Here is a 14,065-nt window from a genome sequence, read left to right on the forward strand (position 1 = left end):
TGGGCAATAGATTAATTCAGCAAGCTCAATGATTTTATATACTTTACTAATTAATAAAAAATTCATATTTATCTTCAAGCTAAAATCATAGTGAATAAGGACGAATATTGATCAGCCCTTAATCTGTACTTCATAGAGCATGACAGATGGGTGCTTGAGATTAAGTATCGCTCCAAGTTTGAAATGTATAAAATAAATTCATAGTGTTTGAGTTAATTATAAAAATTAATATATTTAACAGGATCTCACTAGAGCTAGAGTATTTTTTCTTAATTGTGTATATCCTTAACTAAGGAGAGATTTAGTACCACAAAAAAAACTCTATGATGAAAGATGTTAATAAAAGTTTGAGTTTTTGATTTTAGAAGTTTTTTTCCTATGGTCAAGCGATCGCTCCAAGCATCACTCACTGGGATTCAAGAGGCTAAAAGAGCGTTTGCTCGTAAGGGGTGGACACAAGACAATCTAGCAGCAGAAGTCAACCTCAAGACTAGACAACCAATTTGGCGGTTTTTGAGTGGTCGTCCAGTTGAGCGTCATACCTTTATTGAAATTTGTTTGATTTTAGAACTGAATTGGCGGGAGATTGCGACTAATCTTCCAGCAGAATTTTTGTCACGAGAAGAATACGCCCAACCGACTGTACTGGATATTGATCAACTAGTGGAAAAAGTGCGATCGCAACGCTTCGACAAAATTCAAGACCAGTGTGGTATTTTGCAGTTATTGGATATCAGCCGTCCCGTTGCGATCGATGACATATATATAGATGTGAATATTTTGGAGTCAATTGCCAGTCTTCAGTGGTTAGAGATCACTGATCTGCAAAACCTTGATCCCAAAGAATTTGACCGTATTGGCTTAGGTGAAGTTGATGAGAAACAAATACCTGGTACACAGGCAGTTGAAACATACTCCAAGCTCAGGGTGCTAGGCAAACCAGGAGTAGGTAAAACCACCTTTTTGCAACATCTTGCCATTCAATGTAACCAAAACGCATTTGCGGCAAATCAGGTGCCAATATTCATCACACTGAGAAACTTTGCCCAAGAGTCTAAGATTACCAACGAGTTCAGCCTATTAAAATACATCCGCCAAGAATTTATCACATCTGGAATTTCCGATCCCTCAGTCATCGAAACCTTGCTGAATGCAGGCAGAGTATTACTCTTGCTTGATGGCATGGATGAAGTTCTTAATCAACAAAGCAATGCTATCTTGAACGAAATTCGGAGGTTTTCAGAGAAGTATCACAAAAATCGGTTCGTGGCGACCTGTCGAACAGCAGCTCAAAAACTCAGACTCCGAGGCTTTACCGATGTTGAAATTGCCCCATTTACCTTAGAACAAATCCGAGCCTTCGCTCAAAAATGGTTTATGGTTTTCAGCAAAACCAGCCAAAAAGATGGTCAGGTGCAGTCTGTTCAGTTTATTCAAAAGTTGGAATTAGATGAAAATTGGCAATTTCGCCAACTCGTCGTCACACCCCTATTTCTGCATCTTGCCTGTTGGGTGTTTCATGGTAAAGGAAAATTTCCGACTAAGCGGACTGACTTTTATAAAGAAGGTTTAGACCTTCTATTAGGCAAATGGGATGAAGCCAGAGGCGTTGAACGGGATGACGTTTACGGAGGGTTTTTATTATCACAAAAACTCAAGTTATTCAGTCAGATTGCAGCCGCGACATTTGAGCAGGGTCAGTACTTTTTTGAGCAACGCATCGTTGAGCAATACATTGGTGATTATATTGACAATCTAAGCAACCTGCCAATGGATGCAGAAGAATTGCAAATAGAAAGTGAAGCAGTGCTGAAGTCAATCGAGGCTCAACATGGACTACTGGCAGAACGGGCGCGGGGAATTTTTTCCTTTTCCTATCTAGCATTTCAAGAATACTTCACAGCGAGGAAAATCGTTGCCAGCCATAACTTAGAGGCATTTGGGCAAGCGCTATTCGGTCTAGTCAGTCATATCACCGACCCCCACTGGCGTGAAATCTTCTTGTTAACCGCCACCATGCTCAGGAGTGCAGACTCTCTAGTACTGTTGATGAAGCAACAGATTGATACACTCGTTGCCCAAGATGCTTATTTACAAGAGTTTTTGACCTGGGCTAGCCAAAAATCTCGCAGTATTCCTACCCAATCAAAAGATGCGACAGTGAGAGCATTTTACCTTGCTTTGAGTCGGACTCCTCACATAGCTTCTCACTTTGCCCTAGCCAGCAGCCTCGACCAAGGGATGTTTCTGGATGCGGCATTAGATGACCTGCTGATAGAGTGTGCAATTGATGGGAGCCAAAGCTTTGCCCATATCCACGCCTGCGGAGAAGCTATGAGCAACATTTTGGGTATTGTTCTGGATGTTGGACTCCATAAATCCCTGCAACAACTCTCTGACCAGTTGCCAAATTCTGGTCAAAGTCAACAACGGTTTGAGCTATGGTCGCAAACGAACTATTCAGCTTGGGCTGAACAGGTAAACAAGACGGTGATTAATTATCGCAATATTAACCACGAGTGGCAGTTTAGCTCTGAGCAAGAGCAAGTGTTGCAACGCTACTACGATGCTAATCAGTTACTACTCGATTGTCTACATAGCAATTGTGAGGTGACGGCTGCTATTAGACAAGAAATTGAAGCCACTTTATTGTTGCCGATAAAGGAACTTGAGGATAGGGAATGGCAATAATTCTTTTGGTTAATTCCTGAAAGAGGTTTGGATTGTAAAAATCATCAAGAATTAAGTTTTGTGTCGTAGTTAATCAACTAATTCACAAAATCAAACAACACCAAATCATAGTATAGGAGCTAGACTAATACGAAAATTCCGAACATTTATGTCTTCAAAAGAAAAATAAATTCTAGCGATCGCTTTTACTGACAATACTGAAGGCTCTTGCGTCTGTATATCCAAAAGCCTTTGGTGAAGCAGTTAGTAACAGAAACAGCAAAACTGCTTAAATATTCTGGGAAAATATCATGAAAACGGCAAGAAATAACCCACTAGATATACGCGACATTAGTCTAAAAGTAACAGAGTTAATTAAGGAATACGCTGTTGTAAATAACTGTACGCAGGATGAAATGCTAGAGCGTATTGTTTTGGAGTGGAACAGCCAACAAAGCGAGAGCGAACGACCATCAGGAGACGAAGATGAATAGCTTTTTTGTACAAGCCCTTGGCGTAATCTGACTTTTCACGGGATGTGAAAAGTCAGGTTCGCTTTTCGCGTCTCGTAGAGAGCGTCATTTTAAATTTTGAATTCACGGCGGTACTAGGTTCTTAGAGGATGTTTTAAAAGTCCTCTGGTCGGTAGCAAAACGTTTTAGATCCCCCTAAATCCCCCTTAAAAAAGGGGGACTTTGATTCCGGTTCCCCCCTTTTTAAGGGGGGTTAGGGGGAATCTAGAAGTGCCTATAATTACAGATGACCACTTTTAAAACATCCTCTTAGCAATATCCATATTTCTTGATGAACCAAGTTTTCACAAATTGAGTCAATATACAATAGCAAGTTAGGATTAAAGCTAACCAAAGAAAATAAACGGCCGGCAAAGGAACAAACCCCAAACTAGCCCCAATTGGAGAAAATGGCAGATACATTCCGACTCCCATCACAGTAGCGGTGATCAACAGCATGGGCAAAGAAGCCCGACTCTGGAAAAAAGGAATCTTAGCCGTGCGAATGACATGGACAATCAGCGTTTGAGTCATCAGACTTTCCACAAACCAACCTGTTTGGAACAAAGCTTGATTGTCTACAGAGGTAGCCCCAAATACAAACCACATGAGGGCATAGGTGGAATAGTCGAAAATGGAGCTAATCGGGCCGATGAAGATCATAAATCGCCGAATATTGTCGATTTTCCATTTCGGCGGCTTGATTAAGTCTTCTCGATCGACATCATCAAAGGGGATGCCCGTTTGCGAAAAGTCGTAGAGGAGATTATTTATTAATATCTGCACTGGCTGCATCGGTAAAAATGGCAGAATCGCACTCGCGCCCAAAACGCTAAACATATTCCCAAAGTTAGAGCTAGTGCCCATTCTGATATATTTGATGATATTGGCAAAAGTCTTGCGACCTTCGATTACCCCAGATTCTAGGATTAACAAATTTTTTTCTAACAAAATAATGTCTGCCGACTCTTTAGCAATATCGACTGCCGTATCAACTGAGATGCCCACATCTGCCTCCCGCAAAGCGGCTGCATCATTGATCCCATCTCCCATGTATCCTACAATATTGCCTTTTTTTCGCAGCACTTGAATAACTTTAGCTTTTTGAGTGGGAGAGAATTTAGCAAAAATAGTTGTATTTGCAGCAGATGAAGCTAATTCATCATCTGATAGAGATTCAATATCGCTACCTAATAAAACGTTTTGGACAGGTAAGCCAACATCTTTGCAGATTTTACGAGTAATGATTTCATTATCCCCAGTGATAATTTTTATATCAACTCCATTGCGCTTGAGGGCTTTAATCGCTTGGGCTGCGGAATCTTTGGGTGGATCGAGAAACGCGATGTTGCCCAACAGAACCAAATTACTCTCATCGGTAATGGCATAATGCAATTGATCGGTTGGCATCACTTTGTATGCCACCGCGACTACCCGTAACCCTTCAGAGTTTAGTTTTTGTTGTAAATCGGCAACCTTGATATGGACTGACTCATCCATTGGCAAAACCTTGTCATCAACTTTGAGTTGGGTGCAGACTTTTAGGACTTCTTCAACTGCACCTTTGCAAATTAGGATATGCTGTTTTCCCATTTCTTCGACAACGACAGACATCCGACGACGCACAAAGTCAAAGGGAATTTCATCAAATTTCTGGTAGTTTTTCTCAATGTCTAAAGATGCAAGTTCTTGATTGTGAGCGAGAACGGCGACATCTAATAAATTTTTTAAGCCAGTCTGGTAAAAGCTATTGAGATAGGCATATTTGAGAACATCTGTACTTTCTTGACCGTAGGGATCTAAGTGTCTCTGCAAGACGATTTTATCTTGAGTTAGAGTGCCTGTTTTGTCAGTACAGAGAATATTCATTGAGCCAAAGTCTTGAATCGCATCAATATTTTTGACAATCACCTTTTTGTTAGACATGGTAATTGCCCCTTTGGCCAAATTTGCCGTGACAATCACAGGTAACATTTCTGGAGCCAGCCCCACAGCCACAGATAAAGCGAAGGTGAATGCCTCGATCCAATTGCCTTTAACCACCCCATTGATCAAAAAGACTAGTGGAGCCATGACCAGCATAAAGCGCAACAGCAGCATAGTCACGCCATTCACGCCTTTGTCAAAGCTTGTTCGTGGTTTTCGTCCACTAACGGTTTTAGCCAATGATGCTAGATAAGTATGACTACCCGTTTCGGCGACAACGGCTGTTCCAGAACCACTGACTACCGCCGTACCCATAAAACAGAGATTGACTAACTCTAGTGGGTTTTTCTCATTGTGATCTGGGAGTTCTGGGTGTTTTTCAGTGGGTAGAGATTCCCCGGTGAGGGTTGACTGACTGAGGAATAAATCTTTGGTAGCAATCAGCCTCACGTCGGCTGGAATCATATCTCCGGCTGAAAGAAAGATAACATCACCAGGAACCAGCAACTTTACGGCAATTTCCTTTCCTGTTGTTATTCCCTTCTCTTTTTTCGGTGCGGCACTCAAGCGACTCACCATTGCCGTTGCGCTCACCATTTCCCGCAGCTTTTCGGCGGCTTTGTTCGACTGAAATTCTTGTGAAAAGCGCAGCAAACCACCGAAAATCACCATCGCAAAAATGATCGAGGCGGCTGTTGGACTCCCAGTTAACAGTGAAATCGTCGCCAGAACAATGAGTAAAAGCGAGAGGGGATTAGTCACCGTTTTCAGCAGTTGGATATACCACGCGATCGCTTTTTCACGGGCGATCTCATTCAGCCCTGATTTCCCTAACCTCTGCTGGGCTTCAGTCTCAGTCAACCCCTCCAGGGAAGTGTCAAATAAGTGCAGAACTCCATCTACATCATGTTGAGCGATATCGATAAGTGCGTTGGATGAGTCTACAGACTGGCTAGATCCCGTTTTAGGCTTTTTGGATGAATTGGGAGACTGGCTTAACATTTTCATAAGGTAAGCTCCAAAACGTGGAGAGTTGGGGATTCATCGGTTTGATTTTTTGGGGTTAAGCTGTTGTGTCTTTAATTTTCCAGAGTATTTCTGTTGCAACAAGGGTTTCAAACCATAAAAAGTGCAAGTTATACGCGCAACAGCTTAGTCAACTGATTTGCGTTAACTTAATATCTTGCACTAGGCGACTAGAAGTTGCGGCTACACGAGACTTTACCTGCCTCCGCAGGTTAAAAAGCCTTGATTTTGCGTTAGTCTCCGTAGGCGGACTACCCTTCTCTTCGAGAGGCTGCGCCAACGGGTTCTCCAAAGGAGTACGTTGGTATAGCCACGATTTCTAATTGCTAGGGTGCAAGTTAAGAGTTAAATCTTTTTGCTGCTTAACGCGACTCGGCAAAGTGGTGTCGAATCTTGGCAGCAATTTGATGATCCGTCATCTTGTCAACTGTTTCAATGCCTACGACGCGTCTACCGAGGTTATTTTCTTCAAGACGTTTTTTCAGTTCATCTTTTGCCTCACCTGGGCCAAATATCAGAATAGACTCTGCATCACGAATATATGAAATGACTGCATCATAGTAAATATTAAGTTGTCCTGTAAAATTTCTCTGGAGGCTATCATCTGCGGGTACTTGATGTGATTCGTAAGCGCCCTTCAGAGGTGAATCACCAGAACGCCGAGGCTGTTTTTCTACTTCCGATATGATCTCTTTTATATCTTCCCCTTTCTCCGTAACAGTCACGACAATAGCTTTTCTATGGTCAATCCACAGCCCTACTTTTGTTTTCATTGATATCTCCTTTGTTCACTAGTTCCACATTGAATTTTAGAACTGCTTACCAGAGTCAAATTAACAACTTTGGCTTATGATATTACTGTGATAGACGGTCGTTTTATTTCCTGAATGAATTGATTGAATACGATACAAAACTTAATTACGAATTACAAATTACGAATTACGAATTACGAATTATTTAAATCTCGTCGTGCTAAAGCTTGAATCTCAGTTCGCAGTGCGGTAATTTCTGCTTGCAAGGCTTTAATTGATTTTACACCCGCTAGTTCTGCTTCATTATTTTCGGCATCCTGACCAACAAAGAATGTTGCCAAAGTTGCCGTCACATAACCACTGATCGCAAACGCATACAGTGCCAGGAAAAAACATAGTACCCGCCCTTCTGCCGTTTTCGGAAAGTAATCAGACCCGATGGTAGTCATCACCATTGCCGTCCACCACAGTGCAGTACCATAATCGGTAATAGTGCCATCAGGAAGTTCACGCTCAAACACATAAATTCCAGCCGCTCCAATTAGAGTGACAATTATAGTTAATCCCACCACATAGCCAAACCCTCGCCGCCCAATACTGGCTCCCAGGACTCGCATTCCTTTGTTGGTTCGTGTCATCACTCGCAACAACTGTAACCCTCGAACCGCATGAACTGATTGCAAAGACTGCATGACTCGCAAAATCCGAAAGATTCGCAGCGCTGGAATAAACAGCGAAAAAGCGGTCAACCAATTATGTCGAAGGTAGGAAATTCTGTGAGGTGCGAGGAGAAATTTGATACCAAAATCTATGATGAAGGTGATCCAAATGATAGCAGCGATCGCTTCTAATAGAGGATTCAACCCCCAAACTAGCTCAACAATAAAAAGTCCCAACCAAGCAAAGCCCAGCACCAGCATCGGCGTTTCTAGCCAATCTTCCAACTGTTGCAACACCTCACTGCGCTCCTGATCTAACGCAGGCTTTGACCGTTGGTTCAGATAGCTCATAACGAGTTTGATGAATGAGACTGATACACCTTTAGCTGTGCCCGTAATTGGGCAATTTCACTCGTCATATCTAACACCATTGCCGCTCCGACTAAGTTCAGCCCCAAATCTCGACGCAAGCGTTGAATCTGAGCAATTCGCGCAATTTCGCGGGAATGTAGTAAATCACCGATGGGTTCGATTACGCCTAACTCAACGTAAAACTTCACCAGGGTAGTCGAAGTTTTAGTGATCAATGCAGCATATTCAAAGCTGTAAAGTTGCTCACCTTCGAGGGAAACCACGGTTTTAGAAAGGCTGAAGGTCATAATTTAATCTCCTCTAACTGGGTACGTGGGTTAAAGCTAGTGTTTGCCTGGATTTTTTCGTAGTATTCTTGCTCGATCGCACTCAGGTCTTGCGGCGTGACAATCTGAAGTTTGGCAAATAAGTCACCTCGTCCCCCTTTGGGCAATGTCCAGCCTTTGCCGCGCAGTCTAAGCGATTGCCCCGATCGCACCCCTTTAGGAACTTTCATTGTCACGCTACCATCGGGGGTTGGTACGCTGATTTCTGCCCCTAAAACTGCTTCATCGGGGCGAATTGGAATGTCACAAACAAGGTTATCGCCCTCAAATCGATAGAAGGGATGGGTTAACACTTCGATAGTTAGATACAAATCACCGCGCTGTTGAGAGAATGGACTAGGACGACCTTTACCCTTGAGCCGAATTCGACTGCCTGGTTTTGCACCTGCGGGAATGCGGACGTTGATCGTTTCGTCGTCGAGTTGCAGCCGCTTTTGGACACCGTGAAATGCTTCAGAAAATGTGAGGGCGATCGCAGCTTCGGTATCTGGTGCAGGGGCTTGAGAACGAAATCCACCATTAAAATCATCAAATCCACCAGTGGAGGTTTTACGTCTCGTTCGACCCAGCAGATCGTTGATAAACGAATCAAAATCGCCGTACTGATCGAAGTCGCTCGTCCCAGCATTAGTTCCGCTAGGTGTCGGCGCTTCAGTGTAACCAGGATTATTCCAGTGCTGACCAAAGCGATCGTACTTCTGCCGCTTCTCTGGATCAGAGAGTACTTCATTTGCTTCGTTCAGTTCTTTGAACTTTGTTTCTGCGTCATTGTCTCCAGGATTGAGGTCAGGATGATATTTGCGGGCAAGCTTGCGGTAAGTCCGTTTGATTTCTTCTGGGGTTGCGGTTTTGCTTACTCCCAAAATGGCATAGTAGTCTTTAAAGTCTGTTGTAGTTGGCATCAGTTACCTCTCGATTGCGGGTTATTTTGCGGTGGGTAGTAAGCCTGGATTTATCACAATTTTTCATTCTAAATTCTCACTTAAGGGACAGTAGTCAGAGCAATCAAGTGCTTGTTCTGTGAGGACAATAGAGGGGTGTACTGTGCAGTATAAATAATGGTTGTTTGTAAAGAAGCGACAGTTCCGACAGGGAAGTTGATGGAAGCAGTTGACCGTTGTAAATTTTTCTCCTGCAATCTTCCAAGCATCTAGCAATTTAAAAATGAAAATTGCCAAAAATATCATCGAGCATAAGGGAGTGAAAAACAATGCTTCATCATGTGTAATAGCTCCTTCCGGTCTTGTCAAATCTGGTTTTGTCACAGCATGGTTGACAATCATCAACTTGGCGTTAATTGAAGGAAGCAGATTTAAATTCATCTTATCTAAAATATCAAGTTTGATAAATTTATCAGTAGACATATTGTTTACGTTGATAGAAACTAGAGTTTTGTAAATAATACAGAGTTGGTGAGTTATTCAAGATAAGATGAGAACAACATTGAAAGTGCAAAACTCCCAATAAACGTCAACGTAGATAAGTTTGTATCTTGAGTTTGATGGGCTTCAGGAAGAATTTCTTCAACGATCGCCACCATCAAAGTACCTGTTGTAAATGCAAGTACAATTAACTTGGGTAGATCAGTTTGTCCGCGCAATCCCCAATAGCCCAGCGTCGCGCCCAGCCAAACAGGGATAAGAAACGCCGCAAGTAACCAAAATCGCTGTGTTCGCGGCATATTTTGACTCTTAAACTCTGCGTTGGTGACAAATCCTTCGGGAATGTGAGCCACAACTCTCCCCGATGTCAGCATCACCCCTAGATGAGGCGCGATCGTTAAACTAGTGCCAATCATTAAGCCATCGCCAAATAAGTCGATGGCAATGCTTAGAAAAATCACCCAACTAACGGTATTATGATCAACACCACGCAGTCGATTTTTGCTTAAATTGAGAAGCTGATTAATCCAGACAAAAAAAGCTCCACCCAAAAACAACGCTAAAATAGCTGCCCAAACAGGTTTAGCGATCGCAACTCTTGGTATCAGTTCGGTAGATGCGATCGCTAGCAGTACGCCAGCAGCAGCGTGCAGTGCAAGTCCTAATGTTTGTTTTGATGATGGTAAGGCTTCAGCAATCATTGCTCCCATGAAGTTGCTGACAACGGGCAAAGCTGATAGTGTTAGAGCAAATAGAAATTCCTGCATAGTCAGGCTCCGCTAGTCGTAACATACTTTTTGATGTTTGTTTCGATTACAGTCCATCAAGACGCGAACTCATAGTGAATCTCTGTAGTTCTTCCTTTAAAATAGAGCCGAGTGCCTTCTGGATACTCCCATCCCACCTCGCCTTCTAAGGGAATAAGCATCCCATTACAAACTGAATATTCCCAGAATCGACCGACCCAAGGCATAGCAGTAAGCTTGTCACGATAACGAGCCTCAGCCCGACAAGTAGCGATCGTCCCTTCAGCATTAAACTGAAATATGAGGGAGACAGTTGTTGCACCATCCGTCAAAGTAGCGCGAGAGGAGGTGTCATTAATTGCGTCCCATAGCACACCCTGACTGGGTAATAGGGCAGTAGGATACCAAGTTGCCTCAGCAAAGTACCGTAACAATTCACCTTGATTGTTTTCAGGCGCACCGTGCATTTTTGCAACTGTAAAAAGACCGAGTAATGATGCGTGTAAGCTGCCTTCTCCTAAGAGATAAGTATCATGAACAAAGGCATTAACTCCTGGAACCATCTGGATGCGTGCATCCCAATCAAAACCGAGGCGTTGAGTCATCACAATTTGAGTGGCAGTAAAAGGATTCCACTTGGCTTCTGTTTCATTCAGATTGAACTGTCCTTGCTGAGAGAGCTTGACCACAGCCACGATCGCTTGTCCATCCTTGAGTACTGTCCGAAAAAATCGCTGTACGGGATCTGGTAAGCCTTCAATTTCTTTTTGCTCATAGATTTGGGGCTTAATTGTTTGCCGTCCATTTATTAATTTGGCTCGTAAGTTATCAGTGTTTAACTGCCAGCGATAGCTACCATAGATCGCAGCAAGTCCGAGGCAGACTATGATGAAAACACCAATCATTGCAATCCATTTCATCCACATGATGCTTACCTATAATTGTTAATTCAGAAGTTGATAAATTGTGATGATTGAAATAATTACTACAATAGATGTATAGATCAGCATTGTGTACTGGGATAACCAATTGGGAAGATAAATTGCAAAATTGTCTTTTGTAGAGTTTGAATATTTACGAGCCATCAAAGTTAATGGGCATTGAAGTTTGAAAGTTAACAGAGTTAGCCCTTCTATAAATACAAATCCATAACCAATCCAGAGCCAGATGTTGAGATTGTGAGCAATCGCGGCATAAAGCATATAGAAAATCACAAAGTTGAAGAATACCCATATCAACGTGTGAATAATTTTAATCAGCGTTAATTTGGTTTCACTTTCCATATTGTCTCAGTCTAATTTCTCCATTTTCGGCGTTTCTACAAGCACAGAGATAACGAGCAAACTTAGCCCAATAATTTTGATCAAGGCGTTAATTGCATGTGCATACTCCCATTGATCCCGATACCGCATCCAATCTGCTGGAATGGGATTCGTCAACCATTTGGCGAATTCAGCATTCATTGGCGCAACAAATATTATCCAACTCACAAATGCAAGTACCAAGAAAATTACTCCGCCCAAAGTCCAGTAGAAACTTGAACCACGTTTGCCAACAAGAAATACCAACACAATTCCCGTCAGAATTGCTGTAATTTCAAAAGCTGCGCCGACTGAGCCAAACAACTTATAAACATTTTCAAAAACCGTTACTTTAACCCATAGTTGTTGGTCAAACTGCATTCTTTGCGGCAACTCTAGCAAATGGGTCATAGACAAACTTAGGCTAAACGAAGCCAGCATAAATGTTATAAATCGCCAAGCCCGTATGAATGTCATTTGATTACCCTTGTGCAGAGACGATTAATGGGAACATTGATAAAATTCAGTACCCTTTTAATATTTGAGTTAACAACTTTAACTTCTGGCATTACTGTGACGGGTGTTTGTTCTATTTCCTGAATGAATTGATTGAATACGATATGAAACGTAACGGTTGATGTACGAGTGAAACTTTATGGTTTTTGATAAAAACTACCGTTTCTTGACTGATCCCACCCCTTTCACGGATTCTCGAACTTGGGGAGAACCAATATACTCTACTGACCCCACGCCAGATACAGTTGTATCTAACCGATCGCTCACATTGACCACCGCACTCCCCACGCCGCTATTGCGAACCGTAGCCTGTTTAGTCTTGAACTCCTCGCCCTTAAAGCTTCCGACCCCAGAAAGGCTAAGGTCTAGTACATCAGCGCTTCCTGCGATCGCCATGCTACCCACGCCATCAAGAGAAACTGATAACTGTTTGCCTTGAATATCCTTAGCTTCAATACTGCCGACACCATCTAAGTTTAAGCTTTCCAGACTCTTGACCTGCAAAGCAAACTCAATAGGCTTGGTCGGATCGAAAGAGGAATCATTTACAATGCCCAGATACAGGATGCGATCTTTCACGCGACTCTCTAAAAGCGGAAGGATGTTGTCTTCAGCGCTAATAGTCAGGGACTCTTTTCCCGTCTGCTGCACCCTGACCCTACCCACGGATTTAAAGGAGATGGATGAAAATCCAGCAACTTCTCTGGATTCAGTTTTGACGATCCCAGAGCCTCTAAGCGCACCGAAGTTAAAAGAGCAGCCTGCAAACATACTCAAAGCTGCCAAGCACGCAGCTAAACTGTATAGCTTTGATCTCATTATTTTGCCTCCCTTGCTTCAAACTGAAATTTAAATAACTGAGCGCGATTCTCTTTTCCTGGGGAACGCTCCGCGAAGAGAGAGGCTACGTCAACGTCCGCACAATTTTCAATTTGGATAACTGAATAAAGTGACCTATGATAAAGCTTCCTTACCCTCTATTTTTGTTTTTCCTTGGTTTTGGATTAAGTACTGCTTCCGCCGCATAGATGCCAGCCAAGATACCCAAGATATTTCCTATCCAAGTGCGCCAATCAGAACTGTAACCCACATAGATCATGAATTTGCCAGATAAAATAGCGAAGATGATCAGTCCAGAAAATGCCGAAACTAAGACATATGTGATCAGGAAAAAGAAAATTGCTTTGAAACATGTGATCAGGAAAAAGAAAATTGCTTTGAAATATTTCATAAGTACCGATGCAGAATTTGCCTCCCTTGGTTCAAGCCGTCTTAAATGCCCATCCATCCATCTATCAAGTGGTAAACCAATGGCCAAGCCACCGATTAAGAGGAAAACTATCCCCGTCCATCCGATATGAAAAACGTAAGCGGCGAACACAACACCAAGGATTGCACCCGTTATCATGGCGACGATCGTGAGGGGCAATACCCACCAGAAATTTGCTGTGGCCTGGGATATTTCCCGACATTCAGGACATCGGTAATTTCCCCACGGCGCAGACCAATATCGCCGCCACGTAATGGGAAAAGCCGTTTGGCAATGGGGGCAAACTAACTGTCCCGCAAAGGTGGTTTTTGGGTGGTGAGGATTTTGATGAGCTTTGCGTAGACTCATGATTGTTCTCCTACAGGTTGTTGAGATCGCGGCTCGATTGGGAATGCCAACCAACACCAAAAGTACAGAAAAATAAATCCAGGGATGACGATCGCTAAAATAACGGTCACAATCCGAACACCCAGGATTGGTAAATTCCATAGCTGAGAAAGGGCATAACACACGCCTGCGAAAACTTTACGACGACTGCGATGAAATACAGTCCTTGGCATGACGGGAGTATTGGCATTCGATCGCTTGACCTTGAGAATCAAAGAAA

The 14,065-nt window shown here is 42.8% G+C and carries 15 protein-coding genes; 2 read left to right on the plus strand and 13 right to left on the minus strand.

Annotation, left to right across the window (positions count from 1 at the left end; translation table 11 throughout):
- Window positions 1-378: 378 nt before the first annotated feature.
- A complete protein-coding gene (locus ABF638_RS33005; RefSeq protein ID WP_435027041.1) occupies window positions 379-2,691 on the plus strand; it encodes an NACHT domain-containing protein in 2,313 nt (770 codons plus the stop codon).
- Window positions 2,692-2,981: 290 nt separating this feature from the next.
- A complete protein-coding gene (locus tag ABF638_RS33010; protein WP_435027042.1) occupies window positions 2,982-3,164 on the plus strand; it encodes a hypothetical protein in 183 nt (60 codons plus the stop codon).
- A 288-nt stretch (window positions 3,165-3,452) separates the two neighbouring features.
- Here ABF638_RS33010 and mgtA read toward each other — a convergent pair whose 3' ends face one another.
- From mgtA to ABF638_RS33075, 13 genes are all read right to left on the minus strand, one after another.
- The gene (mgtA, locus tag ABF638_RS33015) at window positions 3,453-6,116 is read right to left on the minus strand and encodes a magnesium-translocating P-type ATPase (protein ID WP_435027043.1); all 2,664 of its coding nucleotides are present in this window, start codon (window positions 6,114-6,116) and stop codon (window positions 3,453-3,455) included.
- A gap of 380 nt (window positions 6,117-6,496) precedes the next feature.
- Window positions 6,497-6,907 (minus strand): hypothetical protein, encoded by a 411-nt coding sequence (locus ABF638_RS33020; protein WP_435027045.1) that lies wholly within the window; start codon window positions 6,905-6,907, stop codon window positions 6,497-6,499.
- Window positions 6,908-7,080: 173 nt separating this feature from the next.
- Complete coding sequence (locus tag ABF638_RS33025) at window positions 7,081-7,896, minus strand: potassium channel family protein (protein WP_420759297.1); 816 nt, start codon at window positions 7,894-7,896, stop codon at window positions 7,081-7,083.
- A complete protein-coding gene (locus tag ABF638_RS33030; protein ID WP_420759296.1) occupies window positions 7,893-8,204 on the minus strand; it encodes a chaperone modulator CbpM in 312 nt (103 codons plus the stop codon). Before ABF638_RS33030 ends, ABF638_RS33025 begins: the two co-directional genes overlap by 4 nt.
- Complete coding sequence (locus tag ABF638_RS33035; RefSeq protein ID WP_420759295.1) at window positions 8,201-9,145, minus strand: DnaJ C-terminal domain-containing protein; 945 nt, start codon at window positions 9,143-9,145, stop codon at window positions 8,201-8,203. Before ABF638_RS33035 ends, ABF638_RS33030 begins: the two co-directional genes overlap by 4 nt.
- 63 nt (window positions 9,146-9,208) lie before the next feature.
- Entirely contained in the window at window positions 9,209-9,607 is a 399-nt protein-coding gene (locus tag ABF638_RS33040; RefSeq protein WP_420759294.1) for a hypothetical protein, read from the minus strand.
- A gap of 53 nt (window positions 9,608-9,660) precedes the next feature.
- A complete protein-coding gene (locus ABF638_RS33045) occupies window positions 9,661-10,392 on the minus strand; it encodes a ZIP family metal transporter (protein ID WP_435027046.1) in 732 nt (243 codons plus the stop codon).
- A gap of 56 nt (window positions 10,393-10,448) precedes the next feature.
- Complete coding sequence (locus tag ABF638_RS33050) at window positions 10,449-11,291, minus strand: DUF6920 family protein (protein ID WP_435027047.1); 843 nt, start codon at window positions 11,289-11,291, stop codon at window positions 10,449-10,451.
- Window positions 11,292-11,315: 24 nt separating this feature from the next.
- Entirely contained in the window at window positions 11,316-11,654 is a 339-nt protein-coding gene (locus ABF638_RS33055) for a hypothetical protein (protein WP_412983222.1), read from the minus strand.
- A gap of 6 nt (window positions 11,655-11,660) precedes the next feature.
- Entirely contained in the window at window positions 11,661-12,149 is a 489-nt protein-coding gene (locus ABF638_RS33060) for a hypothetical protein (RefSeq protein WP_435027048.1), read from the minus strand.
- Window positions 12,150-12,344: 195 nt separating this feature from the next.
- Window positions 12,345-13,007 carry a GIN domain-containing protein gene (locus ABF638_RS33065; RefSeq protein ID WP_435027049.1) on the minus strand — a complete coding sequence of 221 codons (663 nt, stop codon included), beginning with the start codon at window positions 13,005-13,007 and terminating at the stop codon, window positions 12,345-12,347.
- A gap of 151 nt (window positions 13,008-13,158) precedes the next feature.
- Entirely contained in the window at window positions 13,159-13,806 is a 648-nt protein-coding gene (locus tag ABF638_RS33070; protein WP_420760428.1) for a hypothetical protein, read from the minus strand.
- Window positions 13,803-14,065 (minus strand): PspC domain-containing protein (locus ABF638_RS33075; protein WP_435027050.1); only part of this gene is annotated, 263 nt, incomplete at its 5' end. The genes ABF638_RS33070 and ABF638_RS33075, both read right to left, overlap by 4 nt.

Source organism: Nostoc sp. CALU 1950, from assembly GCF_051172895.1.
GTDB classification, from domain to species: domain Bacteria; phylum Cyanobacteriota; class Cyanobacteriia; order Cyanobacteriales; family Nostocaceae; genus Nostoc; species Nostoc edaphicum_A.

Bases quoted from the DNA above. Each gene is read 5' to 3' on its own strand.
- ABF638_RS33005 (WP_435027041.1), top strand. From the start codon at position 379: ATGGTCAAGCGATCGCTCCAAGCATCACTCACTGGGATTCAAGAGGCT.
- ABF638_RS33010 (WP_435027042.1), top strand. From the start codon at position 2,982: ATGAAAACGGCAAGAAATAACCCACTAGATATACGCGACATTAGTCTA.
- mgtA (WP_435027043.1), bottom strand. From the start codon at position 6,116: ATGAAAATGTTAAGCCAGTCTCCCAATTCATCCAAAAAGCCTAAAACG.
- ABF638_RS33020 (WP_435027045.1), bottom strand. From the start codon at position 6,907: ATGAAAACAAAAGTAGGGCTGTGGATTGACCATAGAAAAGCTATTGTC.
- ABF638_RS33025 (WP_420759297.1), bottom strand. From the start codon at position 7,896: ATGAGCTATCTGAACCAACGGTCAAAGCCTGCGTTAGATCAGGAGCGC.
- ABF638_RS33030 (WP_420759296.1), bottom strand. From the start codon at position 8,204: ATGACCTTCAGCCTTTCTAAAACCGTGGTTTCCCTCGAAGGTGAGCAA.
- ABF638_RS33035 (WP_420759295.1), bottom strand. From the start codon at position 9,145: ATGCCAACTACAACAGACTTTAAAGACTACTATGCCATTTTGGGAGTA.
- ABF638_RS33040 (WP_420759294.1), bottom strand. From the start codon at position 9,607: ATGTCTACTGATAAATTTATCAAACTTGATATTTTAGATAAGATGAAT.
- ABF638_RS33045 (WP_435027046.1), bottom strand. From the start codon at position 10,392: ATGCAGGAATTTCTATTTGCTCTAACACTATCAGCTTTGCCCGTTGTC.
- ABF638_RS33050 (WP_435027047.1), bottom strand. From the start codon at position 11,291: ATGAAATGGATTGCAATGATTGGTGTTTTCATCATAGTCTGCCTCGGA.
- ABF638_RS33055 (WP_412983222.1), bottom strand. From the start codon at position 11,654: ATGGAAAGTGAAACCAAATTAACGCTGATTAAAATTATTCACACGTTG.
- ABF638_RS33060 (WP_435027048.1), bottom strand. From the start codon at position 12,149: ATGACATTCATACGGGCTTGGCGATTTATAACATTTATGCTGGCTTCG.
- ABF638_RS33065 (WP_435027049.1), bottom strand. From the start codon at position 13,007: ATGAGATCAAAGCTATACAGTTTAGCTGCGTGCTTGGCAGCTTTGAGT.
- ABF638_RS33070 (WP_420760428.1), bottom strand. From the start codon at position 13,806: ATGAGTCTACGCAAAGCTCATCAAAATCCTCACCACCCAAAAACCACC.